This is a genomic window from Stutzerimonas sp. CXK-1, assembly GCF_057738225.1.
In genome coordinates this window covers 3,863,715-3,888,436 of record NZ_CM173217.1, presented here as the reverse complement: position 1 = coordinate 3,888,436, position 24,722 = coordinate 3,863,715, and the positions used below count along the sequence as shown (strand labels likewise).

At 67.1% G+C, this 24,722-nt stretch carries 16 protein-coding genes; 5 read left to right on the top strand and 11 right to left on the bottom strand.

The features are described from left to right. Nucleotides 1–132 precede the first annotated feature (132 nt). A complete protein-coding gene (locus tag AC0KXH_RS18450) occupies nucleotides 133–1,731 on the bottom strand; it encodes a L,D-transpeptidase family protein (protein WP_278471363.1) in 1,599 nt (532 codons plus the stop codon). 203 nt (nucleotides 1,732–1,934) lie between these two features. Between AC0KXH_RS18450 and AC0KXH_RS18445 the strand changes: the two genes are divergently transcribed. Then, nucleotides 1,935–2,648, top strand: a complete 714-nt coding sequence (locus tag AC0KXH_RS18445; protein WP_488223836.1) for a murein L,D-transpeptidase catalytic domain family protein — start codon at nucleotides 1,935–1,937, stop codon at nucleotides 2,646–2,648. 99 nt (nucleotides 2,649–2,747) lie between these two features. Here the strand turns inward: AC0KXH_RS18445 and tfpB are convergent, their stop codons facing one another. Together tfpB and AC0KXH_RS18435 are read right to left on the bottom strand one after the other, a co-directional pair. After that, complete coding sequence (tfpB, locus tag AC0KXH_RS18440; RefSeq protein WP_043222543.1) at nucleotides 2,748–4,532, bottom strand: type IV pilus assembly ATPase TfpB; 1,785 nt, start codon at nucleotides 4,530–4,532, stop codon at nucleotides 2,748–2,750. 90 nt (nucleotides 4,533–4,622) lie between these two features. Further along, entirely contained in the window at nucleotides 4,623–5,987 is a 1,365-nt protein-coding gene (locus tag AC0KXH_RS18435) for a CYTH domain-containing protein (protein WP_488223835.1), read from the bottom strand. A gap of 110 nt (nucleotides 5,988–6,097) precedes the next feature. Between AC0KXH_RS18435 and AC0KXH_RS18430 the strand changes: the two genes are divergently transcribed. From AC0KXH_RS18430 to argA, 4 genes are all read left to right on the top strand, one after another. Beyond that, on the top strand, nucleotides 6,098–6,775 hold the full coding sequence (locus AC0KXH_RS18430; RefSeq protein WP_041109542.1) for a TIGR00153 family protein: 678 nt from the start codon (nucleotides 6,098–6,100) through the stop codon (nucleotides 6,773–6,775). Between the two features lie 39 nt (nucleotides 6,776–6,814). Beyond that, a complete protein-coding gene (locus AC0KXH_RS18425; protein WP_041109544.1) occupies nucleotides 6,815–8,080 on the top strand; it encodes an inorganic phosphate transporter in 1,266 nt (421 codons plus the stop codon). Nucleotides 8,081–8,192: 112 nt separating this feature from the next. After that, nucleotides 8,193–9,347 carry an acetylornithine deacetylase gene (gene argE, locus AC0KXH_RS18420; RefSeq protein ID WP_488223834.1) on the top strand — a complete coding sequence of 385 codons (1,155 nt, stop codon included), beginning with the start codon at nucleotides 8,193–8,195 and terminating at the stop codon, nucleotides 9,345–9,347. Between the two features lie 29 nt (nucleotides 9,348–9,376). Beyond that, complete coding sequence (gene argA / locus AC0KXH_RS18415; RefSeq protein ID WP_041109545.1) at nucleotides 9,377–10,675, top strand: amino-acid N-acetyltransferase; 1,299 nt, start codon at nucleotides 9,377–9,379, stop codon at nucleotides 10,673–10,675. A gap of 288 nt (nucleotides 10,676–10,963) precedes the next feature. Here argA and gshA read toward each other — a convergent pair whose 3' ends face one another. From gshA to bcsR, 8 genes are all read right to left on the bottom strand, one after another. After that, nucleotides 10,964–12,538, bottom strand: coding sequence for a glutamate--cysteine ligase (gene gshA, locus AC0KXH_RS18410; RefSeq protein ID WP_488223833.1), 1,575 nt, complete (start codon nucleotides 12,536–12,538; stop codon nucleotides 10,964–10,966). Between the two features lie 107 nt (nucleotides 12,539–12,645). Beyond that, on the bottom strand, nucleotides 12,646–13,035 hold the full coding sequence (locus AC0KXH_RS18405) for a PaaI family thioesterase (protein ID WP_052813488.1): 390 nt from the start codon (nucleotides 13,033–13,035) through the stop codon (nucleotides 12,646–12,648). A 2-nt stretch (nucleotides 13,036–13,037) separates the two neighbouring features. Continuing rightward, complete coding sequence (locus tag AC0KXH_RS18400) at nucleotides 13,038–15,350, bottom strand: Tex family protein (protein WP_061339139.1); 2,313 nt, start codon at nucleotides 15,348–15,350, stop codon at nucleotides 13,038–13,040. Between the two features lie 105 nt (nucleotides 15,351–15,455). Next, nucleotides 15,456–18,932, bottom strand: a complete 3,477-nt coding sequence (bcsC, locus tag AC0KXH_RS18395; protein ID WP_488223832.1) for a cellulose synthase complex outer membrane protein BcsC — start codon at nucleotides 18,930–18,932, stop codon at nucleotides 15,456–15,458. Nucleotides 18,933–18,943: 11 nt separating this feature from the next. Then, complete coding sequence (gene bcsB / locus AC0KXH_RS18390) at nucleotides 18,944–21,175, bottom strand: cellulose biosynthesis cyclic di-GMP-binding regulatory protein BcsB (protein WP_200290478.1); 2,232 nt, start codon at nucleotides 21,173–21,175, stop codon at nucleotides 18,944–18,946. Further along, on the bottom strand, nucleotides 21,172–23,760 hold the full coding sequence (gene bcsA, locus AC0KXH_RS18385; protein ID WP_488223831.1) for a UDP-forming cellulose synthase catalytic subunit: 2,589 nt from the start codon (nucleotides 23,758–23,760) through the stop codon (nucleotides 21,172–21,174). Before bcsA ends, bcsB begins: the two co-directional genes overlap by 4 nt. Further along, on the bottom strand, nucleotides 23,753–24,496 hold the full coding sequence (gene bcsQ, locus AC0KXH_RS18380; protein ID WP_061339143.1) for a cellulose biosynthesis protein BcsQ: 744 nt from the start codon (nucleotides 24,494–24,496) through the stop codon (nucleotides 23,753–23,755). Before bcsQ ends, bcsA begins: the two co-directional genes overlap by 8 nt. Next, complete coding sequence (bcsR, locus tag AC0KXH_RS18375; protein ID WP_061339198.1) at nucleotides 24,493–24,717, bottom strand: cellulose biosynthesis protein BcsR; 225 nt, start codon at nucleotides 24,715–24,717, stop codon at nucleotides 24,493–24,495. Before bcsR ends, bcsQ begins: the two co-directional genes overlap by 4 nt. Nucleotides 24,718–24,722 lie beyond the last annotated feature (5 nt).

The window sequence follows — 24,722 nt, the reverse complement described above, 5'->3', positions numbered from 1 at the left end:
CTGGCAGGAGTGCGGGTGGTCTTGTGCATGGCGGTCACGGCTGCAGAAAACCCCAGCAACAGACTACATCAGCCCCGCATGGTTCAGCGCCCGGCCGCTGGTCGTGCCGCCGAGCGGTCGTCCTCTGCGGCCTCAGGGCTGGCTGCGCTCGGCCGCCTCGAGGGCCCGCAGCAGCGCGGCATCGTGGTGGTAGATGTCGGGATGGAAGAACAGCTCGCCGTCTTCCTGCGCTTCGGCCGTCCAGTAGGCCATGAGGATGGGCGTCGGCCGCGCCAGCCGGTATTCGTGGGTGCGGCCGCTTTCGAGCAGCTCGGCCACGCGCTCGCGCTCGCCATCCTGCAGCAGCAGGTCGACCAGGTGCATGGCGTCCTGCACACGCACGCAGCCGGAACTGGTGGTGCGTCCGGCGCGGGCGAACAGCGCCTGGCTCGGGGTGTCATGCAGGTAGACCGAGAAGGGATTGGCGAAGCGGATGGCCACGCGACCCAGCGGGTTCTCCGGCCCGGCGTCCTGGCGCAGCATGATGCCGCCGGGGTTGTGCCAATCGACCGTAGCCGGATCCAGCCGGTTGCCCTGGCGGTCGAGCACGCTCATGCGGCTGCGCGCGAGATACTCCGGATCCTGGCGGATCAGCGGCAGCTTGTCCTCGCGCAGGATGGTCGGCGGCACCGTCCAGGTCGGATTGAGGGTCAGGCGCGTCACGCGCGACTTGAGCGGTGGCGTGCGCCGCGCTTCGCGGCCGACCTGGGTGCGGGTGCGCCAGCGCGTCTGGCCGTCCTCGATATAGCTGAGCGAGGCGCCGGCGATGTTCACCAGCAGCGAACGCGAGTCCAGCTCGGCCGCCAGCCAGCGCAGCCGCTCGAGGTTGATGCGCAGTTGATCGAGCCGGCTCGCCGGGCTGACGTTGAGCGCGGCGAGCGTGCTGCGACCGACCACGCCGTCTTGCTCGATCCCGTGATGCAGCTGAAAGGCGCGCACTGCTGCGGCCAGTGTGGCGTCGTAGCGCTCGGCTTCGCCCGCGGGCGCAGCCGTGTCGCCGAGCAAGCGCCGGCGCAGAAGGGGCACGCGCACGTCGCGCTCGTCCGGATGCAGGCTGGGCCCGGCGGGTATCGGCTGCCAGTCCGGCAGCGCCTGGCGGCGCCGTTCGGCGTAGACCTGACGCAGCTGCCGGTACTGCGGCAGCTCAGGGCGCGCCGAGGCCAGCGCCTGGCGTGGGTCGTCCAGGCCGCGCCAGGCGCGGGCGAGGGTCTGGTGCGGGTCTTCGCGTGCAGGGCTGTCCGGGCTGCGCCAGAGCGGCTCGAGTGCGTCCTGCTGGAGCCTGCCGTGCGCCAGGTGATCCAGCGCCTGCAGGTAGGCATGGCTGGCCACGATGTCGGCGCAGAGGCGGTGCCGTGGGTCGCTGGAGGCGCTGTGGGTCAGCCGGCGGATCTTCTGCGGGGCATAACTGGCCGGCGAGAGGCCGTCGTCGGCCAGTGACTCCAACGCTTCAAGCAGGTGATCGATCTGCCGGTAGTCTCGCCAGGCGAGCTGGTAGTCGCGACCGCGATAGAACGCCTCGAGGCGTTCGAGCGCAGCGCCGACCGGCGCCGGGCGCAGCACGTCGCAACTGCTTGCGGGCGCCGCCAGCGCCTCGGCAAGCGGATTCACGGTCGGCGCGGGTGGATTGGCCGTGGCCGCGAACGGCAGCAGAACCAGCCAGACGGTCAGACAGAATGCACGTTTTTTGAACAAGGTTTCGCTCCAGAGCCAGCCCACGACTGCTAGACTGCGCCGCGGCACCCGGCATCGCCGGGCTGCAGGTCATAAGACCCTAACAACATATCGCGTCGAGCGATCCGTCCGATCGCTCGAACCTGAGTCGCTGCCGTCTATTGGCAGCGGTGGTAGGCGCCGGCGGACAGGAAGTCGGCAGCCGTGCCCGAAGAGGTTACATCATGCTTGCACTGCTTCGACGTCTCTGCCTGGCGGCAGGTCTCGTCGCCCTGGCGTCCCCGGCTCTTGCCGGCGCGCCGGCCTACGAACCGCTGGTCGACAGCCTCGCCAGGACAGCGCCCAAGCTTGACCGTCAGGTCCTTACCCATGCCGTCGCCGCCATGCAGTGCGCGGTGAACAATGGCGCCACCCCGGCCGACCGCCTGGCGGTCATCGATTTCTCCCGTCCCTCGTCCGAGCGTCGCCTGTGGATCTTCGACCTTCGCCAGCAGCGTCTGTTGCTGCGTGATTTCGTGGCCCATGGGCAGAAGTCCGGTGAGAACCTGGCGACGCGCTTTTCCAACCGCGTCGGCAGCCACCAGTCCAGCATCGGGTTGTTCCGCACGGCCGAAAGCTACACCGGCAAGCATGGCTATTCGCTGCGCATGGACGGGCTGGAGCCGGGCATCAACGACCGCGCCCGCGAGCGCGCCATCGTCATCCATCCGGCGGCCTATGTGAACCCGGCCTGGATCGCCACCCAGGGGCGCATCGGTCGCAGCCAGGGCTGCCCGGCAGTACGCCCGGAGGTCGCACGCATGGTGGTCGACAGCCTCAAGGGTGGGCAGTTCATGTTTTCCTGGTATCCGGACCAGAAGTGGGTGCGCAATTCGGCCTACCTGAACTGCAAGCCGAACCAGGTGGCGGGCATCCTGGCCGCGCGTTCGGACGGCTGAACCTCGCATCGCCAATGGCTGGCAACGCTGCGCTCGGCGTCTGCCGAGCCCGTGCCGCGTGAGGCAGGGGGCGCTTCGCGCGCCCCGGAGCGAAAACCCCTAGCGTTGCTCGCTCTGGGGTGTCACCCGCAGCACTTCGTCAATGGTGGTCAGCCCGGCCGCGATCTTCTGTGCGCCGGACAGGCGCAGACTGCGCATGCCATCCTTGAACGCGGCCCGGCGCAGCGCAACGAGGTCGGTGTCGGCGGTGATCAGCGGCTTGATGGCGTCGTTCATCAGCATGATCTCGTAGACGCCGGCGCGCCCGCGATAACCGGTATCGCGGCATTCCAGGCAGCCGACCGCCCGCTGCGCATGGGTCGGTAGCGGCGCGTTCCACGGGCGGGTCAGCGTCTGCCAGTCGTCGGCGTCGAGCGCGGTGGGCTGCTTGCAGTGCGGGCAGAGGGTGCGCACCAGGCGCTGGGCCATGACGCCGAGCAGCGTGGCCTTGAGCAGGTAATGCGGCACGCCGAGTTCGAGCAGGCGGGTGATCGCGCTCGGCGCGTCGTTGGTATGCAGGGTCGAGAGCACCAGGTGGCCGGTCAGTGCCGCCTGGATCGCCATCTCGGCGGTCTCCAGGTCGCGGATCTCGCCGACCATGATGATGTCCGGGTCCTGGCGCATCAGCGCGCGTACACCGCTGGCAAAGGTCAGGTCGATGTTGTGCTGCACCTGCATCTGGTTGAAGGCGCCCTCGATCATCTCGATCGGGTCCTCGATGGTGCAGACGTTAACTTCGGGCGTCGCCAGCTGCTTGAGCGTGGTGTACAGCGTGGTGGTCTTGCCCGAGCCGGTCGGCCCGGTGACCAGGATGATGCCGTTAGGTTGGCCGGTCATGCTCTGCCAGCGCTTGAGATCGTCGCCGGAGAAGCCGAGCTGGTCGAAGCTTTTCAGCAGCACCTCGGGGTCGAAGATGCGCATCACCATCTTTTCGCCAAACGCGGTCGGCAGGGTCGACAGGCGCAGCTCGACCTCGTTGCCGTCGGGGGTGCGCGTCTTGACCCGGCCGTCCTGTGGCTTGCGTTTCTCGGCGACGTTCATGCGGCCGAGCGACTTCAACCGGCTGACCACTGCCATGCTGACCTGCGGCGGAAACTGATAGACGTTGTGCAGCACGCCGTCGATGCGAAAGCGCACCGTGCCCTGTTCGCGTCGCGGCTCGATGTGGATGTCGCTGGCGCGCTGCTGGAAGGCGTACTGGAACAGCCAGTCGACGATGTTGACGATATGTGCGTCGTTGGCGTCGGGTTCCTGGTCGCTGGCGCCGAGGTTGAGCAGCTGCTCGAAGTTGCCGCTGCCACTGGGCTTCTGCTCGCCGGCCGAGGCACCGCTGACCGAGCGGGCCAGGCGGTAGAACTCGACGGTGAAGCGCTGGATGTCCGCCGGGTTGGCCACCACGCGCTTGATCGGCCGCTTGAGCACGTGGGTGAGGTTGGCCTCCCAGCCCTGCACGAAGGGCTGGGCGCTGGCGATGGTGACCGCGCCGGGCTCCACCGCGACGGCGAGGATGCCGTGCCGCTGGGCGAACGCGTAGGACATCAGCGGGGTGACGGCGGCGACATCGATCTTCAGCGGGTCGATGCGCAGGTAGGGTTGGCCGGCCTGTTCGGCGAGCCAGACGGTCAGGCTTTCCAGGTCGAGCTTGCGCCCGGGATGCCGCAGGTCGTCGATCTGCTGCGCGGCGAGGAACTCCAGCGGGTGTTGCTGGGTGTTCGTCATGCTGCGGCGCACTGCCAGACATTGCTCTGCCGTGTCCTGGCTGACGTGGCCCTGGGCAACCAGTTCGCGCAGCAGGTCGTTGAGGTCGAGAAAGCGGTCCCGGGCAGGGCTGTTCAAGACGGTCATGGGGGTCCTCAGGCAATCGGGCGGGACAGCACCGGCGACCCTACCGGAAGGGCGGTGGCCGGCGCTGCGCCGCAGCGCTCATCCCGGCAGTTACCTTTCCAGCCGCTTCCAGGCCGGCAGGGTCCAGACGCGATGCGCCTGCTCGCTGCGCCGCGGGCGGCTCTCTTCGCTGAGCGGTTCGCTGGCCAGCGTCTGCAGCTTGGCCAGCTCGCCATACAGACGATCGACTTCGGGCAGGTCGAGCACGCTGCGGGCGAGCTTCAGCCAGACCAGCAGGCGCTCCATGCGCGGCAACTGCTCGGCCAGATCCTCCGGCTGGCGCTGGTACAGCGGCAGCTGCAGCGCCTTGGCTTCATCGCGGCACAGATGCAGCAGCCAGTTGCCCAGCGGGGCAGCGCCCTGGCGATCGCCGCGGGCATTGCGGCCGTTCTGCCAGCCGCTTTGCAGCAGCCACAGAGAGGCCTTGAGCGAGAGCAGCCCCCAACGGGTCTGGCCAAGCTCCTCGGCGAACAGGCCGGGGGCCTGCTGCCGCAGCTGCTCGTCCTGCTGCCCGGCCTCGATGCGCGGGCGCCAGTCGCCGATCAGCGCGTCGAGCAGCTCGCGCAGCTCACGGGTGCTGGCCCGCGGCGCGGCCTGGCCAAGGCTGGCGAGCAGTGCCCGCAGCCCGGTCAGCTGTTCGAACCAGTCGGCCAGCAGGCGCCAGTGCCCGCTGTGGCGATACTGCTCGGCCAGGCGGCCGCTGTTGCCCAGCAGGTGCCAGGCCAGCGCCGGAATCGCCTGGTCCAGCGGCATGGTGGCGGTGAGTGACGGGGCCGGCAGCTGCACCTGGTAGTGCGCCGGGTCGTGCAGGCGATAGCCACGCTCGGCCTTGCTGATGTCGCAGGGCATCAGCGGCAGTTCGGCGGCCAGTTCGATGGCCAGCTCCAGCAGTGCTGCCGGCTCGCCCTGGCGCAGCTCCAGCTCCAGTTCGCTGATCGGTTCGGCGGCCTTGCCGGCGAGTACCTGGCCCTGGTCGAGCGCGGCCTCGATGACGACTTTCTGCTTGCCGCGGCCCCAGGCGATATCGGCCTTTTCGCGCACGAAATCGGTGGTGAAGATCGGCTTCAGCGTCTTCTTGTCGAGGCCTACGAGGCTGGCCGGCCAGCAGTCGTCGGTGAGCTTTTTCGGGTCGAGTTTCGGCTTGTCCAGATACCAGTCCCATTCGTTGCGCTCGGACAGGCCGGCGACGCTCTGGCCGCGGCTCTTGAGGGTCTGGATGTACTGTTCGCCGTCGCGGCGCAGGCGCAGCGCGACGCGCGCCTGGGCCAGGGCGTGTTCGGGGCTGTCGAAATACTGGTTGAACAGTTCGTGGCGCTGCCAGCCGCTCTTGTTGCGCTTCTTCAGCAGCGGGTGCTCGCGCAGCGCCAGAAGGGTCTCGCGGCTGGCGCGCAGCTTGATTTCGGTTTCTTTCTGCATGGTGCCGACAGATGCCTATAGTGTGAGTTGTTTCAGCTTTCTTTCACGCGGTGGCGGGTGTTCGGGCACGTCCGTATACTTGGCGCCTCTTTGAAACCGGGGCCCACCCTATGCCAGTCAATCCTTTCGTCAGCCTGTTCGGCCGCTCGCCCATCGGGCCGATGCAGCAGCACATGGCCAAGTCTCACGAATGTGCTGCCAACCTGGTGCCGCTCTTCCAGGCGGTCATGGCCGAGGACTGGGAGCGTGTCGAGCAGATCCAGAAAGAGATGGCCCAGCTGGAGAACGAGGCCGACAAGCTCAAGAAGAGCGTCCGCCAGCACCTGCCGAAAAGCCTGTTCCTGCCGGTTCCGCGCTCCGATCTGCTGGATTTGCTGAGTGTACAGGACAAAATCGCCAACCGTGCCAAGGACATCGCCGGGCTGATCCTGGGCCGCTGCATGAAGGTCCCGCAGGACCTGCAACCGCAGATGCTCGCCTACGTGCAGCGCAGCGTGGATGCCAGCGCCCAGGCCCTGAAGGCGCTCAAGGAACTGGATTCGTTGCTCGAGACCGGCTTCAGTGGCCGTGAGGCGACACTGGTCGAGAAAATGGTCGAGGAGCTCGAGGAAATCGAGCGTGACACCGACCGCATGCAGGTCACGGTACGCCGCAGCCTGTACAAGCTGGAAAAGGACCTTCCGCCGGTGGACGTGATCTTCCTCTACAAGATCATCGAGTGGATTGGCGACGTGGCCGACCGGGCCGAGCGAGTCGGCAACCGACTGGAACAATTGCTGGCGCGCTAAGCGCCAGCGTCCTTTCTGGGTTCAACAGGTAATTCTTCTATGTCTCTCATCTCGGATTACGGCCTCGTACTCCTGGTACTCGCCTGCGCGTTCGGTTTCTTCATGGCCTGGGGCGTGGGCGCCAACGACGTGGCCAACGCCATGGGCACCTCGGTCGGCTCGCGTGCGCTGACCATCAAGCAGGCGATCTTCATCGCCATGATCTTCGAGTTCTGCGGTGCCTACCTGGCCGGCGGCGAAGTCACCGAAACGATCAAGAATGGCATCGTCGACGCCCAGGTGATCGCCCCGGACCTGATGGTGCTGGGCATGATGTCGGCGCTCCTGGCCGCGGGCACCTGGCTGCTGATCGCCACCATGAAGGGCTGGCCGGTTTCCACCACCCACTCGATCGTCGGCGCGGTGATCGGCTTCGCCGCGGTCGGCGTCTCGCTCGATGCGGTGCACTGGGAGGCCATCGGCCCGATCGTCGCCAGCTGGGTGGTCACGCCGATGCTCTCGGGGGTGGTCGCCTTCGGTCTGTTCATGAGCGTGCAGAAGCTGATCATCAACACCGATCACCCGTTCGAGAACGCCAAGCGTTTCGTCCCGCTGTACATGTTCCTCACCGGCTTCATGGTCGCGCTGATGACCGTGACCAAGGGTCTCAAGCACGTCGGCCTGCAGCTGACCAGCGAGCAGGGCGTGCTGGTCGCGCTGGGTATCGGCGTGCTGGTTGCGTTGCTCGGCGTCGCGCTGCTCAGCCGCATCAAGCTGGACCTGGAAGCCGACAAGACCTTCCACTTCGCCAGTGTGGAAAAGGTCTTCGCCGTGCTGATGATCTTCACCGCCTGCTCCATGGCCTTTGCCCACGGGGCCAACGACGTGGCCAATGCGGTCGGCCCGCTGGCAGCCATCGTTGGCGTCATCCAGTCCGAAGGCGCGGCCGAGATCGCCGCCAAATCCGCGGTACCGGGCTGGGTGCTGCTGCTCGGCGCGGTCGGTATCGTCATCGGCCTGGCCACCTACGGTTACAAGGTGATCGCCACCATCGGCAAGGAAATCACCGAGCTGACGCCCAGCCGTGGCTTCGCCGCCGAGCTGGCCACTGCGACCACCGTGGTCGGCGCCTCGGCCATCGGCCTGCCGGTCTCGACCACCCACACGCTGGTCGGCGCGGTGCTGGGTATCGGCATCGCGCGCGGGATCGGTGCGCTGAACCTGGGCGTGGTCGGCTCGATCTTCATGTCCTGGCTGATCACCCTGCCGGCCGGTGCCTTCCTCGCCATCGTGTTCTTCACCGTGCTCAAGTTCATCTTCACCTGAGCCCACCGGCTGTCGCGCGCGCCCCGTTTCGACGGGGCGCTGCTGTTTTGGCGCCGCTCGCGGCCCGTTTCATGCTTCACTGAAGGGCCGCAACCTTCAGGAGGTAGCTTCGGTGGCCATTCCCGACTTCAAGCAGCAGTTCGCCGCGCTCATCGCCGCGCCGTCGGTGAGCTGCACGCAGCCGCACTGGGACCAGACCAACGAGCCGGTGATCGAGCTGCTCGCCGCCTGGCTCGGCGACCTCGGCTTCGCCTGCGAGACCCAGCAAGTCGCCCCCGGCAAGTTCAATCTGCTGGCCAGCTACGGTAGTGGCCCCGGCGGTCTGGTGCTGGCCGGCCACAGCGACACCGTGCCCTACGATGCCGGCCTGTGGAACAGTGACCCGCTACGGCTGCGCGAGGCCGATGATCGCTGGTACGGGCTGGGCAGCTGTGACATGAAGGGCTTCTTCGCCCTGGCCATCGAGGCGGTGCGCACGCTGCTCGACCAACCGTTCCGCCAGCCGCTGCTGATCCTCGCCACCTGCGACGAGGAAAGCTCCATGTCCGGCGCCCGTGCGCTGGCTGCCGCCGGGCGGCCGCTGGGGCGCGCCGCGGTGATCGGCGAGCCCACTGGCCTGCGCCCCGTGCGGCTGCACAAGGGCATCATGATGGAGCGTCTGGATATCCTCGGGCAGAGCGGCCACTCCTCCAACCCGGCCTACGGCCACAGCGCGCTGGAAGCGATGCATGCCGCGCTCGGCGAGCTGATCGCGCTGCGCGGGCAGTGGCAGCGCGAGTACAGCAATCCGCTGTTCGACGTGCCGACGCCGACGCTCAACCTCGGCTGCATCCACGGCGGCGATAACCCCAACCGCATCTGCGGCCAATGCGCGCTGGAATTCGACCTGCGTCCGCTGCCGGGGATGGATGCCGAAAGCCTGCGCACGACGATCCGCCAGCGGCTGGCGCCGGTCGCCGAGCAGCACCAGGTGAAGATCGACTTGGGGCCGATCTTCCCCAGCGTGCCGGCCTTCGAGCAGCGGGCTGACAGCGAGCTGGTGCGCCTGGCCGAACGCCTGACCGGGCACCAGGCCGAGGCGGTAGCGTTCGCCACCGAAGCGCCTTATCTTCAGCAGCTCGGCTGCCAGACGCTGGTGCTCGGCCCCGGCGACATCGCCTGTGCGCACCAGCCCGACGAGTACCTGGAGCTCGCGCGTATCGAGCCGACCCTCGGCCTGCTGCGCAGCCTGATCGAACATTACTGCCTGCGTCCGGCCCACGCCTGAGCGCAGCGCGACAGCACACGGATTTCCGCATGCACGACTACGTCACCTGGCTTCGCGACTCCTCGCCCTACATCAATTCGCACCGTGAGCGCACCTTCGTGGTGATGTTGCCCGGCGACGGCGTCGCGCACCCGAACTTCGCCAACATCGTCCACGACCTCGTCTTGCTGCACAGCCTTGGCGTGCGCCTGGTGCTGGTGTTCGGCTCGCGTCCGCAGATCGAGGCGCGCCTGGCGGCGCGGGGTATCGAGCCGCGCTTTCACCGCGACCTGCGCATCACCGACGCGCAGACGCTCGAATGCGTGATCGACGCGGTCGGGCAGATGCGCATCGCGCTGGAAGCGCGGCTGTCGATGGACATGGCCGCTTCGCCGATGCAGGGCGCGCGGCTGCGCGTGGCCAGCGGCAACTTCGTCACTGCACGGCCGATCGGCGTGCTCGACGGCGTCGACTACCACCACACCGGCGAGGTGCGACGCATCGACCGCAAGGGCATCGGCCGGTTGCTCGACGAACGCACCATCGTGCTGCTGTCGCCGCTGGGCTATTCGCCGACCGGGGAGATCTTCAACCTGGCCTGCGAGGACGTCGCCACACGTGCGGCGATCGATCTCAGCGCCGACAAGCTGGTGCTCTACGGTGCCGAGCCGGGCCTGCTCGACGAAGACGGCCAGCTGGTGCGCGAACTGCGCCCGCAACAGATCCCGGCCTACGTCCAGCGCCTCGGCAGCCAGTATCAGGCCGAGCTGCTCGATGCCGCCGCGCAGGCCTGCCGCGGCGGCGTGCGGCGCAGCCATGTGGTCAGCTACGCCGACGACGGCGCGCTTCTCAACGAGCTGTTCACCCGTGACGGTGCCGGCACCCTGGTGACCCAGGAGCAGTTCGAACAGCTGCGCGAGGCGACCATCGAGGACGTCGGCGGGTTGATCGATCTGATCACCCCGCTGGAGGAACAGGGCATTCTGGTGCGCCGCTCGCGCGAGGTGCTCGAGCGCGAGGTCGAGCAGTTCAGCATCGTCGAGCGCGACGGGTTGATCATCGCCTGCGCGGCGCTCTATCCGATCGCCGACTCGGACGCCGGCGAGCTGGCGTGCCTGGCGGTCAATCCGGAATACCGCCATGGCGGGCGCGGCGACGAGCTGCTCGAGCGCATCGAGGAGCGCGCCCGCAAGCTGGGGCTGAAAAAGCTCATCGTGCTCACCACGCGCACCGCGCACTGGTTCCGCGAGCGCGGCTTCGAGCCGATCGGCGTCGAGCGGCTGCCGGCGGCGCGGGCTTCGCTGTACAACTTCCAGCGCAATTCGAAGATTTTCGAAAAGAGTCTGTAGCGCCGCGATCGCAGATGACCTGCGACTTTGGGGAGCCGAAGGCTTGCCTTCCTGGCGATTGGCGAGTTGCTGTTGGCAGCCGCCCCGTAAGAGGCCAGAACAACCGTAGGGTGGAAAACCGCGCAGCGTTTTCCACCTTGTTTGGGTGAGGTTTCGGCGCGCGCCTCTATGCCTGACGCCGCGCTTTGCTCGCCCGGCCTGCAGGTTGCGCCTTGCACGGCGCCAAAGAAAAAGCGGCCGCACCTGGCGACCGCTGATCTCTACCGCACAGCCTCACTCCGGCTCCTACTACCCCAGACTCTGCTGATACTGCTCGACGAAGCTGTCGAAGTCCTGGCTGTCGGCCGCCTCGATGGCGGCCTGCTGCTGCAGCGACTCGCGCGCGGCCTGTTCGAAGCGGGCGAGCGCTCCATCCGGCAGCGGGCGGCTGCGGAAATACTCGGCGTGGCGCAGGGTCTGGCGCATGGCGAAGCGGGTGAAACTCTCGCCCGTGTCGCGCATGGCCTGCAGTACCTGCGCCGAGGGTGTCAGGCGGCTGTCGGCGACCTTGGCCTGCTGCTCGGCCAGCGCCTGGGCGTGGGCCTCGCCGCCCTGGCTCTGGTCGAGCTGCGCGGCAACCAGGCCGATGCGTTCGAGCAGCTCGCCGGCCCACTGCTGCAGGCCGACCTCCTGCTCGCCGCGGCGCAGGGTCAATTCCGGGCGCCGGCCCTCGTTGACCACGCGCAGGAAGTTGTCGGTGGCCGCGCCGCATTCGCAGGCGGCCAGGCAGGGGCTTTCGTCGAGCGCGCAGAACAGCAGGAAGGCGTCGAGGAAGCGCGCCTCGGCCAGGTCGATGCCCAGCGGCAGGAACGGGTTGATGTCCAGGCAGCGCACTTCGATGTACTGGATGCCGCGTGCGCGCAGCGCCTGCAGCGGGCGCTCGCCGGTGGCGGTGACGCGCTTGGGGCGGATGTTCGAGTAGTACTCGTTCTCGATCTGCAGCACGTTGGTGTTGAGCTGCTGCCAGTTGCCCGCGGCGTCCTTGATACCCAGCGCCGCGTAGGGCGGGTAGGGCGTGGACACCGCGGCGTGCAGGCTCTCGGTGTAGCTGTCGAGGTCGTCGTAGCAGGGCGTCAGGCCGGCCTGGGCATTGTTCTGGTAGCCCAGGTCGCTCATCCGCAGGCTGGTGGCGTAGGGCAGGTAGAGGGTATCGGCGTCGAGCTGCTCGAGCTGGTGCGGGCGGCCGCGCAGGAAGCCCTTGTCCAGTGCCGGCGAGGCGCCGAACAGGTACATCAGCAGCCAGCTGTAGCGGCGGAAGTTGCGGATCAGCGCGATGTAGCGCGAGGACTGGTAGGCCTGCGGCGAACGGCGATCGCCGTCGTCGGCCTGCAGCAAGGGCCAGATGCCTTCGGCCAGCGAGAAGTTGTAGTGGATCCCGGCGATGCACTGCATGGTCTTGCCATAGCGCAGCGCCAGGCCCTGACGGTAGACATGCTTGAGCCGGCCGACATTGGAGCGGCCGTACTCGGCGATGGGGATGTCGGCCTCGTCCGGCAGCGGGCAGGGCATCGACGGGCTCCACAGGAGCTCGTCCTGCAGCCGCGTGTAGGTGAAGCGGTGGATGGCGTCGAGCTCGTCGAGGGTCTGCTGCGGGTCGCTGGCAGTGCCGGTAATGAACTCCAGCAGCGCTTCGGAATAGTCCGTGGTGATGTGCGGATGGGTCAGTGCCGAGCCCAGCGTCGACGGGTGCGGCGTCAGGGCCAGCTGGCCGTGGCTGTCGACACGCAGGCATTCGCGCTCGATCCCGTGCAGGCATTGGCGGAGCAGGGGCAGGTTGGAGTGCTCGGCCAGCAATGCCAGACGATGGGAGAGAAGATCGCTCAAGGTGTGGATTCCTTCACCGACAGTCGGGCCAATATGGGGGGGCGGCTCGGCGGCTTCAAGCGTCAGACGACAAGAAAAAGCGCGGGGTTGCCGCGCTTCGGCCGGTATTACAGGCAGGCGAAGGTCGCCTGGGCCTTGGCGATCAGCTTGTCGCCCTGATGCACCTCGGCCTCGAGCACCTGGGTGCGCCGGCCACCATGCACCACCCAGGCGCGGCAGCGCAGCTCGCCGTCGGTGACCGGGCGGATGTAGTTGACCTTGCATTCGAGCGTCACGCTGTTCGGCGAGCCGTCGCCCAGGCTGTGGCTGGCCTGACCCATGGCCGTGTCGATCAGCGAGAACAGTGCGCCGCCGTGCAGCTTGCCGTGCAGATTGCGCAAGCCGTCGTGCATGGTCAGGCCGAGCACGGCCTCGCCCTGGCCGACCTGATGGATCTCCAGGCCGAGCAGGCGGCCGAAGGCGCTGGAGTTACCCACCGCCTCGACTTGAATGCTCATGCTTATTTCCTCAGCTGCTTGGCATTGGCGAACAGCGCGGCCATGCCGGCATTGGCCGGCGCCGGCTTGTCCTGCTTCGAGTGGCGCTCGCTGCGCGGGCTGTTACCGCGCGACGGGCCGCCGCGTTGCCCTTCGATCTTCTCCCCGGGGGTATCGTTCAGGCGCATGGACAGGCCGATGCGCTGGCGCGGGATGTCCACTTCCATCACCTTGACCTTGACGATGTCGCCGGCCTTGACCACCTCGTAGGGGTCCTTGACGAACTTCTCCGACAGGGCGCTGATGTGCACCAGACCATCCTGATGCACGCCGATGTCGACAAAGGCGCCAAAGTTGGTGACGTTGGTCACCACGCCCTCGAGTGTCATGCCGGGCTTGAGGTCGGCGAGCGTCTCGACGCCATCCTGGAACTCGGCGGTCTTGAACTCCGGACGCGGGTCGCGGCCGGGCTTGTCCAGCTCCTTGAGGATGTCGGTGACGGTCGGCAGGCCGAAGGTTTCGTCGGTGAACCTGGCCGGGTCAAGGCGCTTGAGGAAGCCCGAGTCGCCGATCAGCGAACGGATGTCGCGGCCGGTATCGGCGGCGATGCGCTTGACCAGCGGGTAGGTCTCCGGGTGCACCGCCGAGGCGTCCAGGGGGTTGTCACCGTTCATCACACGGAGGAAGCCGGCGGCCTGCTCGAAGGTCTTCTCGCCCAGGCGCGGCACTTTCTTCAGCTCGCTGCGCGACTTGAACGCGCCATTGGCGTCGCGGAATTGCACGATGTTCTGCGCCAGGGTCGCGTTGAGCCCGGAGATGCGCGCCAGAAGCGCCGCCGAGGCGGTGTTCACGTCCACGCCGACGGCGTTCACGCAGTCCTCGACCACCGCATCCAGCGAGCGCGCCAGCTTGAGCTGGGAGACGTCGTGCTGGTACTGGCCGACGCCGATGGCCTTGGGCTCGATCTTCACCAGTTCGGCGAGCGGGTCCTGCAGGCGCCGGGCGATGGACACCGCGCCACGCAGCGACACATCCAGGTCGGGGAATTCCTTGGCGGCCAGCTCCGAGGCCGAGTACACCGAAGCACCGGCCTCGCTGACCATGATCTTGGTGAGCTTGAGGCCCGGCAGCTTCTTGATCAGCTCGCCGGCCAGCTTGTCGCTCTCGCGGCTGGCGGTGCCGTTGCCGATGGCGATCAGGTCGACGGCGTGCTTGGCGCACAGCTTGGCGAGGATCGCCAGGGTGCCGTCCCAGTCGTTGCGCGGGGCGTGCGGGTAGACCGTGGCGGTGTCGAGCAGCTTGCCGGTGGCGTCGACCACCGCAACCTTGCAGCCGGTACGCAGGCCCGGGTCGAGCGCCAGTACCGCGCGCGGGCCGGCCGGTGCGGCCAGCAGCAGGTCGTGCAGGTTGCGGGCGAACACGCTGATCGCCTCGTCCTCGGCCTGCTCGCGCAGTTCGCCGAACAGGTCGGTTTCCAGGCTGGTGTAGAGCTTGACCTTCCAGGTCCAGCGCACCACCTCGGCCAGCCACTTGTCGGCAGCACGGCCGCGGTTGGCGATGCCGAAGCGCTCGGCGACCATGACCTCGCAAGGGTGCAGGTTGCCCGGCACTTCGTCGCCGACCTTCAGCGCGATCGACAGCACGCCCTCGTTGCGCCCGCGGAAGATTGCCAGCGCACGGTGCGAAGGCACCGCCTTGAACGGCTCGTCATGCTCGAAGTAATCGCTGAACTTGGCGCCTTCGGCTTCCTTGCCCGGCACCACGCGCGCGGCCAGGGTGGCGTTGTGCTTGAGGAACTCGCGCAGCCTGGCCAGCAGATCGGCGTCCTCGGCGAAGCGCTCCATGAGGATGTACTTGGCGCCCTCGAGCACCGCCTTCACATCGGCGAAGCCCTTGTCGGCATCGATGAAGCGCTCGGCTTCCTGCTCCGGGGCCAGCTCCGGGTTGCCGAACAGCGCATCGGCCAGCTCGCCGAGGCCGGCCTCGAGCGCGATCTGGCCCTTGGTGCGACGCTTCTGCTTGTACGGCAGATAAAGGTCTTCCAGGCGCGTCTTGGTGTCGGCCAGCTTGATCTCACGCTCCAGCTCGGCGGTCAGCTTGCCCTGCTCGGCGATGCTGGAGAGGATCGCACCGCGGCGGTCTTCGAGTTCGCGCAGATAGCGCAGGCGCTCTTCCAGGTTGCGCAGCTGGGTGTCGTCCAGGCTGCCGGTGACTTCCTTGCGGTAACGGGCGATGAAGGGCACGGTCGAGCCTTCGTCGAGCAGTGCCACGGCGGCGGCGACCTGCTGCGGGCGCACGCCCAGTTCTTCGGCTATGCGGGAATTGATGCTGTCCATCTCGGGGTCCTGCGGGCGGGGATGAAACGGCCGTCCGGCCGGAAAGGGCGGCAGTATACCTGCCACCGCCACGGGGTGGACTCGCGAATGAGCGGCTGCCGACGCTCAGCGGAATTCGGCGTATGGCTGCAGCGGCTCCACCGGCCAGGACAGGTCGCCGCGCCACGGTGCGAAGTGATAGCGCAGAAAAAGCAGTGCACTGCTCGGCGCGTAGTCCTCGCTGTAGACCCAGTTGAATGCACCGCCGAGCACGAAGTGATCGGTCAGGCGACGCTCGAACAGGCCTTGCAGGCGGTAGCTGACGCCGCGGCTGGTCGAGCCCTCGCTCACTTCGCTGGCTGCCTGCGGTGAAATGATCGGGAGCCGGGCGTTCAGCTCGTCTAGCGGGTAGCGGCGGCTATCGTCACTGCTCGAGACTGCCCATCCCAAACCGCCTTCGAGCAGAATGGACCACTCCGCGTTGCGCCAGGCATAGCTGACCGGTACGCCGATGGAGTCGTAGCGTTGAGGGCTCCAGTAGCCGCCCTGACCCAGCGTATGGCCGCTGAGGTCGCGCTCGTAGCTGAAGTGGATGTACGTCAGGCCCGTGCGCAGGCGTTCGTCCACGCGGTCGAGCCACTTGTAGTAGTAGCCGGCCATACCGGTGAACCGCTGGTTGTCGGCAACTCTTTCGCCGCGCAGCCAGTGCTGGCCAAGGTTGGCCCAGACGCCATGGGCACCGCCTTCATCCACGCTCAGGCCAAGGCTGGCACCGTTGGCGGTGACCGCCCCCCAGCGCGTGTCGGTGGCCGGGTCGACGCTGCCGCCAAAGGACAGTAGCGAGTTGCTCATCGGTCGGCGGGAAGCGGTGAGCGACCAGCCCAGCGGGCCGAGATCACCGTTGGCGCTCAGTCCGCCGAACAGATTGTCGATTTCGAAACCCTGGCTGAACCCGGCGTCGAGCGCCAGCCGATCGTTGCCGATTCCCCCCGCCAGCATCAAGGCATCGGTTTGCTGGCGCTTGCCATCACAGCCATCGGTCTCGCGGCAGGCGCCGAAGTCAGGACCGCGACCGGTTTGCCGGTCGGCTTCGAGCGAGCCGGCGTTGAGATCGATGCGCTCGGCACGTAGGAAGCGTCGCTGGCCGGCGCCCGGCCATTGCAGGTGGAGCAGTGTGGTGTTGGACTTCAGTTCCGAGATGCCGGGCGTGCCGTCGTCGTTGCGCCAGCCGAAGTGGTGCTGCAGCGTCAGCGTCGGATTCTGCGCCTGGTACAGCTCGGCCAGGTCGCTGCGCAGGCTGCGCGCGAGCCAGTCGTCGTTCGCGTCGGTACGCGTTGCCGCTGTCATGCTCGCTGCGTCGTCGGCACCCGCCAGCAGCCCGGCTTCGAGCATGGCCTGTCGGTAGAGGCCGATGGCCTGCTGCGGCTCGCTGTCGCGCAGCAGGCGGGCGGTATCACGGCGCAACAGAGGATCGGCCTCCGCCTGCTGGCGTTCGAGCGCGATCAGCTGCGTACGGGCGGTTGCGAGTTCGCCGACCGCTGCCCAGCTGTTGGCCAGTCGGCGACGCCCATTGATGTCCCCTGCAGCCAGCTGCGGCACGTCGTGCACGAGCCTATCGCGTGCCTCGGCGAGGCGGTTGGCGGCCACCAGTACCTCGATACGGGCCAGGCGTGCGCCGGCATGCTGACGATCGAGCTTCAAGGCCTGTTGCAGGTAGTCGAGCGCCTTGTCAGGCTCACCACGGCTCGCCGCCCAGTCGGCCAGCATGACGAGATCATCAGGTGGCCCTCCATTCTCGCGCACCGCGTGTTCGATCAGCCCGACCGCGGCGGCCTCGCGCCCGCTGGCGCGCAGCGTTTCAGCACGTTCTAGCAACTGGCGACGCTGGACGCGAGCGGCGAGCGTGCGCATACCTTCGTCCCATAGTTCTGGGGCAACGTCGCCGAGCGTTGCCAAGGCAGCAACGTCGCGTTGGGCTGCCGCCAGGTAGAGCCCATGGGCATAGTGGGCAGTGGGGTCGCCGGGCTGGCGCCGCAGCAGGTCTGCGAATACGGCATCGGCCTGACGTCGCTGGCCCTGCTCCTCAAGCAGGTTGGCCAGTCGATAGGCCAGCCAAGGATCCGCCGGTGCGAGCGCCCGGGCCTGCCGCAGCGCCGTAAGGGCGGCGGCGTGATTCTGTGCCTGCAGGGCCTGTTCCGCCCGGCTGGTGTAGCGCTCGAGCAGCAGATCGCGGCGCAGTGGCTCGAAGGTCTGACGCTGCGCCGAAGCCAGCGAGTCGATGAAAGCCAGCGCCCGATCGCTCGACTGACTGCGATACAGCCGGACCAGCCCGCGGATGGCACTGCCGTTGCCTGGCTCGTGCTCGAGTACCTGACGGTAGCCGGCTTCGGCATCCTCGGTGCGCCCCTGCTGTTCGGCGACTTGTGCCAGCCCGACGCGGGCGAACAGGCTGTCCGGCTGCTGGCGCAGCGCGGCGGAATAGCGCGCCTGGGCCTGGGCCGCATCATGCTGCTCGAGCGCCAGGTCGGCCTGTTCGAGCGTCAACCAGTAGCTAGTGGCTGCAATCAGGTCGTTCCACTTGGTCAGGTTGTCGATGTCCTGCTCGTGGGTCTTGGTCCGTTCGAAATAGCGAAGGGCCTCGGGGCGGCGCCCGGGACGCATCAGCGAGCGGCCCAGCCCACCGAGAAAGGCTGGCTCATCGGGGTAACGTTCGAGGGCCTTTCGTAGCTGCCCTTCGGCAGCTTCGTCCTGGCCTCGCGAGACCAGCTCCAGGCCTCGCTGGCCCGCTTGCCAGAATGGGTCTGCGCTGAGCCGGCGGGTTCGCTCGAGGTGCTGGTTGGCGTCTTCGGCGAAGCGCGTGTTGGCATAGCGCTCCAGGAAGCTCTGCCAACCGGCGAGCGCCCTCGCGCCGACGGGTTGCGCGACCCGATATTCAAACTCACGCTGGGCAGCAGCGTCGGTGGCCGCCGGGTTGCGGCCGAGTTCGGCGAGCAGCGCCAGAGCGGCTTCATCCTGCCCGGTTTCGAACAACAGGTTGGCCAGCAGCTGGCGCGCCGGCGGGTTGCCTGGATATTGCTCGTCCAGAGCGCGCAGGGCGGTGATGGCGGGCTCGCGCTGTCCCGAGCGGGCACTGCGCAGGCGCCAGTATTCGACCGCCAGTTCGAGGGTTGGCGGTGTCTCGCCGAACAGCGCGGTCATACGGGCGAAGGCGTCGTCACTGCGGCCGGCAATCGCAGCGAGTCGAGCCTGCTGTACGTCCTTCTGGGTCTGTTCGTCTGCCAGCCGGAGCAGCTGGCTCGCTTGCGCGCGGGCGTCGGCATTCGCGCCGGTAGCCGGCAGCCGTGCATGCACCGCCCGCACGCGTGCAAAGTCCCGTTGGCGCAGCGCCAGGCGCATCTCGGCCAGCAGCAGCTGCGGATCGTTCGGTGTGACCAGGCGCAAGCGGTTCAGTGCATCGGCGATCAGATCGTCACGGTTGAGCGCCTCGCCGGTCCTGGCTTGGGTTAGCAGCCAAGCCGTCTGCTGAACGCTATCGCGCGGGCTCTCGGCCTGCGCGCAGAGCGACGGCGAGAGCAGGGTGAGCAGCACCAGCAGGCGCTTCATCACAACCGATCTCACTGGCCGTCCGCGAGGCGGCGCGCGGCCGCCCAGCGTAGCGTGCGCCACAGCACGACGGCCAGCAGCACGATGCTCAGCACAGCCATGAATGCTAGCAGCACGGGATGTTCGGACAGGTGGAACCAGAGCAACAGCCACCAGGGCAGTTCGCCTACGTAGTAGGGCTCGCCGATCGCATGGCTGCTCACGCCGCTCTCACGGATCAGCGCCACCGAGCCAGCAAACGCCTGCTGCTTGCCGACGTCGCCTAGCGCGTCGCGTAGCAGTCGATAGTCTTCGCCAGAGGTGGCCAGCAGTGCGACCAGGCTGCGTTGCTCATGGAACGGTGACTGAAGGCCGAGCACGGCGGCCAGCGGGGCGCCCGCGCGCATGGTCAGGCGTGTCACGGTGCTGCTGTCGCCTGGGCCGGACGATTCCTGTGTGAGCCAACTGCGTGGTGCATCGAGCAGGACGGGAAGCGCCTTCTCGCTGCGCAACGCATCGGGCAGCGGGCCGACCAGCAGCAGGTCGGCATCCGCCGCCTGGGCTTCGTTCCAGTCATCGGTCACCCGCACGGCCAGGGCCGGATAGCCCACCTGAGCGCCGATCAAACCTAGCGTGTCGAGCAAGGTGCCGACTTCCGAAGTGCTGGGTTCCCGAGGGATCAGCACGAGCGTCTCGGAAAGGTCGGCCATGCGGCTGAAGGGAAAGCCGCTGCGCACGAAGGCCTTGAGATCCGGCATGGCCATGTAGTGGTGGTAGCCCGATAGGTCGATGGTGGAGCTCTCGTCGATCGCCGCCTGGATGTTGGTCGGCAGGTAGGTCTGGCAGTGGTCGCGCTGGGCGTTGCCCAGCTTGCTGGCGAAGTTGAATTCGAAGCGTACCTTGTTGCGCATGCCCATCTTCAGGGCTGGCACCAACAGCTCTTCACGCTCGGTCGAAGCGTCCGCAGACAGTACCGACAGGCGCAGGTTTTCCACACTGCTGCGGCTGTCGCTGGGCTTGAGCGCAATGCTGCTGATGTATTGGTCGTTAACCGTGATGTTCAGGCGAGACTCATCTTGCGTGGCCGGCGGCGTGTAGCGGTAACGCGTCTCCAGCGGAATGCCCTGGTTGCGCCAGACGAACAGGTCTGGTGGCAGGTTGATCTCGAGCGAGATCGGATAGGGTTGCAGGCCGCTCACTTGGAGCTGCTGTGGATAATCGATGAGCTCGGAGAAGGCCACCGGCCGATCGGTGCGAATCCAGTTCGGTGCATCGTAGGGCTGTCGTGGCGCAACCTCGACCCTCTCGATGGCCACCCGGCTACCGCGCAGCTGGCCCTGATCGAGGGCGAGTGCGGTCGCGGCCTGGACGAGGTCGGCCTCGTCGCGACCAAGTACCAGCAGCAGCTTGGTATAGCGATCGGTTGGGTGGTCGATCAGCTCGACGACCGGACCGTCCACCGGGGGATGATCGCCTAGCAACGGCGGACGATGGTCATTGGTGGCGAACACAACGGCCGGCTGCGGACGTCCGGCCGTTGCCGGCAACTCGCCGTAGTGCACGGCAAAGCTGGCGCCACGCCAGGCCGCTCGACTGCCGAAGTACGAGGCCAGAATGCCGGCGGCGCGCAGTGTCTGCGGCGTTGGTGCCCCGGCGAAGAGCATCGGCAGTTGCAGCGGCGCATTGTCGCGCTGATCGAAGAAAGGCAGGGGAAACCAGGCCAAGTCGCTGGCGATGTCGAGGGCTTGTTCGTGAAGCACGATACGGCTCTGACGGCCGAGATTGAGCCACAGACCGCTGTGCGCCGGGTCCTCGCAAACATCGGTGTAGTGGCCGACGAACTCGACCCGGATGCGGTTGAAGTCACCGAGCAGATAGGGATCCAGCACAATATCCTGGCGAACCCGTTGGCCAAGCTGTTCCTGGCTGATGGGCAGGGTCCGCATCAGTTCGTCGTTCAGGTAGATGCGCAGATGCGACAGCACCGGGAGCAGAGCCGGCGAAGGGGTGTAGTCGAGCATCAGGCGCGCATCGGTGGCGATACGATCGCGTCGCAGCTGGAATTCGACCTGTTCGGCGTTGCGAATGCCGAGCAACAACTGGTCCTGCGGCCGACCCAGCTCGGTGAAGCTGCGGCTGGTCTGCCATGCGGGCGGCGCAGCCGCCTCGGCTGTCTGGAGGCCTTCGGCGGGAGCCGACAGGGCCGGTCCGGTGGCCGGGAGCAGGGCGAGGAGGGTCAGCAAGGAGGCCAATCGACGCTTCATGTGCGGTATTCCAGTGGGCGGGCGGCCGGCGTGCGCGGTAAGTAACTGAGCAGCCAGGCCGCCAGCCGGAAGAGGGGACGCAGGGGTTTGCCGAAACCGGCGGGAATGTACTCGAGCAGCCGGTAGTAACCGCGACCGCCCAGACGTAGCACCTCGATGAAGCTGCGCAGTGGTCGGTCGGCTTCGAACTGGTCGTGCCGGTTGAGCCAGACGTCGGCCCGGGCAAAGGTGCATTGCACGAAGTCGATCTGCTGAGCCAGGTCGAGGTCTTCGAGGCGCAGACCCAGGTGCTTGCCGGACAGGCGCGTCACCCGTGCCGGAAAGGAGAATTCACGCTCGCCGCGTCGTAGCAACAGCTGTACCCGGTCTTCTGGGGCCAGGGGCAGCGGCAGGGGCAGCTCGAGGCCGGCGCCACTGTCGGAGAAGTCGCTCAGCGTGCAAGGGTGCACGTGGCCGCTGGGAATCCGCAGCGAGGCCGGCAGCTGTGTCAGCACGCGGTGCGAACGGCGCACCTGACGCACCTCGGCGGCGACGGCGACTGCGGTGCCAATGATCAGCAGGTTGTAGAGGACCCACAGAGTGCTGACCAGTACCGTGGCAATTTCTGCGGCGGGACCGAAGACGATGCGCCACGCCGCGAAGCCCAGGCCGAGCACGTTGAGCAGTGCCAGCAGCAGATAGGGCCGGGCGATATGCCAGTCGAACTGGTTCTCGTCCATCAGGCCGCCTTTGGCCGTGACGTTGAACTTGCCTTTGCCGGGATTGAATAGCGCCACGGTTGTCGGGCGAGCGATGTACCACGCCAGGACCGTCTCGTAGACCTCGCCCCAGAACGAGTGTCGGTGCTTCCCCTGCAGTCGGGCATTGGTCAGGCTGGCGTGAATCATGTGCGGTAGTACGTAGAGCACAATCAGCAGTGCCGGGGCATAGATGATGTAGGCATGCAATAGAAGGAAGGCGAGCGGTGCGGTCAGGTAGATCAGTCGCGGCAGCCCGACGAGGAAGTGCAGCATCGCGTTGGCGTAGCACAGACGCTGGAATATCGTCAGGCCCTTACCCAGCAGGGGGTTGTCGGTACGAAAGATCTGGGCCATCCCGCGTGCCCAACGGATGCGCTGACCGATGTGCGCCGACAGGCTTTCGGTCGCCAGGCCTGCGGCCTGGGGCGTGCGCAGGTAGGCGGAATTCCAGCCGGCACGATGCAGACGCAGGGCGGTATGCGCATCCTCGGTGACCGTTTCTACCGCGAAGCCGCCGATGCTCTCGACTGCCGTACGGCGCAGTACTGCGCACGAGCCGCAGAAGAACGCCGCATTCCACATGTCGTTGCCGTTCTGCACCAGGCCGTAGAACAGCTCGCCCTCATTGGGTTTGTGGCGGAACGAGCCCAGATTGCGCTCGAACGGATCCGGCGAGAAAAAATGGTGCGGAGTCTGGACCAGCGCCATTTTCGGGTCGCGCACGAACCAGCCGGCGGTGACTTGAAGAAACGAGCGGACCGGTACGTGATCGCAATCGAAGATGGCGATCAGCTCGCCGCTGGTCACGGTCAGCGCATGGTTGAGATTGCCGGCCTTGGCATGGCGGTTGTCGGGGCGGGTGATGTAACCGATGCCCACCTCGTCGGCGAACTGCCGGAACTGTTCGCGGCGACCGTCATCGCACAGGTAGATGCGCAACCGGTCGGCCGGCCAGTCCAGGCCCAGGGCAGCGAGCACCGTGGTGCGTACAACTGAAAGGTCCTCATTGTAGGTTGGGATCAGCAGGTCGACGCTCGGCCACTGCGTGGGCGAGGTGGGCAACTGAGCTGGCTGGCGATTGAGTGGCCAGCAGGTTTGCACATAGCCGAGGATAAGGACCACCCAGGAGTAGGTTTCGGCTGCCAGCAGGACCAATCCGCAGATGAGGTCGAAGGACGAATCCCATTTCAGCGTGGCGCTGTAGCGCCACCAGATGTAGCGGCAGGAGACGATCGCCGACAGTACGATCAGCATCAGCACCGCAAAGCGCCCCGGCAGGCGTCGGACGGCTAGCGCCAGCCCCCACAGCAGGAGCACGAAGATAACCTGCGCGCCATAACTGAACGGCTCTGTCACGCACAACAGGGCGAGTAGCGTTGCGACGGTCGCGAGCAGTCCCTGCAGCGCCAGCCTGGCCGATGGCGAAAGCGAATCGAGCAGGCGATCGGTCCATGCACCGGAGCGCTCCAGCAGTGGCAGGGGCGCTGGCGCAAGGCCGCGCGCCAGCGCTCCGCCACGGCGCCAACCTGTACGTAAGACGGCGGGCCAGCGTAGCCAGCGCTGGGCTGGTGCATCGACCGCCACGTTGCAGGGGCGGGGCGGGCGCGCCAGCAGCAGCCATAGCGTCTGTAGCAGTACGCGCAGCGGGTCGCCGAGCGAAGGCGCCTTGCCTGCCAGGTGGGGGTACAAGCGCTGCCGGTCAGCCAGCACGGACTGCCACGCCGGCCCTTCAAGGCGTAACAGCACGACAGCGAGCAGATAGCCAAAAGCCCACTGAGTCGCTGCCAGGCGCCCGGCGCCACGGACGCTTCGCAGGTGCCGATAATAGGCCCGAACGCTAGGCATGCCGCGTCCCCGCCTTTTTGCGCGCCAGACACCAAAGTGCCAGGTTGCGCAAGTCGCCGGCGGCTTGACTATGAGGAGCATAGAGACCAACGGGAAGCTTGTGCGCCAGCGCCTCGGCGACAGCCTCATCCTCATGGATGATCTGCGGCGCCTGCGCCGGGCTGTAGGCAACGCGCCAGAGTAGTACCAGGTCTCGCTGCAGCTGGCTGGCGGGGTTGAAGCGATTGATCAGCATCAGGTCTGGCTGCCTGTCAGCTGCTCGGTGCAGCACGGCATGGCAGGCCGGTGTCGGCGTGGCCACGTCGATCAGGAGGTCGACCCCGTCATGTTCCGTTCGCGCGGCATGCGAATCGCCGCTGATCGATGGCAGGTCGAACAGCACCCAGTCGTGATACGGCCGCAACTGTGTGCAGCGTGTCGGCCAGAACTCGGGCTGCTGTGCCATGAGCCGATCAATCTGCCGGATTTCAGCCTTCGCGAGGCGGCCGTAAGGCAATACCTGCAGCCCCGGGCGCACCTCCAGCGCCTCGTTCCAGGCGATGCCATCGAGGTGTGCCCGTGCCCAGCCGGTGGTGTTAGCCAGTTCGTCGCCGAAGTGCAGACGCGCCAGGTCGTGGGGACTGCCATCGATCAGCAAGACGCGCTCACCCTGCTCATGCAGCGCCAGGGCGAGGCCGCACAGCACGGCAGTCGTTCCTACCCCGCCGCACAGTCCTTGCAGGATCAGGCGGTTCACGCCAGCCGCTCCTGTGCGATGGGTTTCTGATCATCGGAGGGCGAGCGCAGCGCGCTGTCCAGAGGGCGGATGCTTTCGCTTTCTGCCAGCAGCGGCCAACGCCGCACCGCCTGGTCCAGTGCGTTGGCGGCCGAGATGTCCAGATAGCGCAGGTGCGGCATGCGCAGGTGCTGCCGCAGCGCGGTAACGTCGTCGAGTGGGGGCGGATAGAGGCGTGACATGGGCA

Bases quoted from the DNA above. Each gene is read 5' to 3' on its own strand.
- bcsR (WP_061339198.1), bottom strand. From the start codon at position 24,717: ATGTCACGCCTCTATCCGCCCCCACTCGACGACGTTACCGCGCTGCGG.
- AC0KXH_RS18445 (WP_488223836.1), top strand. From the start codon at position 1,935: ATGCTTGCACTGCTTCGACGTCTCTGCCTGGCGGCAGGTCTCGTCGCC.
- bcsB (WP_200290478.1), bottom strand. From the start codon at position 21,175: ATGAAGCGTCGATTGGCCTCCTTGCTGACCCTCCTCGCCCTGCTCCCG.
- AC0KXH_RS18425 (WP_041109544.1), top strand. From the start codon at position 6,815: ATGTCTCTCATCTCGGATTACGGCCTCGTACTCCTGGTACTCGCCTGC.
- AC0KXH_RS18400 (WP_061339139.1), bottom strand. From the start codon at position 15,350: ATGGACAGCATCAATTCCCGCATAGCCGAAGAACTGGGCGTGCGCCCG.
- bcsA (WP_488223831.1), bottom strand. From the start codon at position 23,760: ATGCCTAGCGTTCGGGCCTATTATCGGCACCTGCGAAGCGTCCGTGGC.
- bcsC (WP_488223832.1), bottom strand. From the start codon at position 18,932: ATGAAGCGCCTGCTGGTGCTGCTCACCCTGCTCTCGCCGTCGCTCTGC.
- AC0KXH_RS18430 (WP_041109542.1), top strand. From the start codon at position 6,098: ATGCCAGTCAATCCTTTCGTCAGCCTGTTCGGCCGCTCGCCCATCGGG.
- AC0KXH_RS18435 (WP_488223835.1), bottom strand. From the start codon at position 5,987: ATGCAGAAAGAAACCGAAATCAAGCTGCGCGCCAGCCGCGAGACCCTT.
- AC0KXH_RS18405 (WP_052813488.1), bottom strand. From the start codon at position 13,035: ATGAGCATTCAAGTCGAGGCGGTGGGTAACTCCAGCGCCTTCGGCCGC.
- argA (WP_041109545.1), top strand. From the start codon at position 9,377: ATGCACGACTACGTCACCTGGCTTCGCGACTCCTCGCCCTACATCAAT.
- tfpB (WP_043222543.1), bottom strand. From the start codon at position 4,532: ATGACCGTCTTGAACAGCCCTGCCCGGGACCGCTTTCTCGACCTCAAC.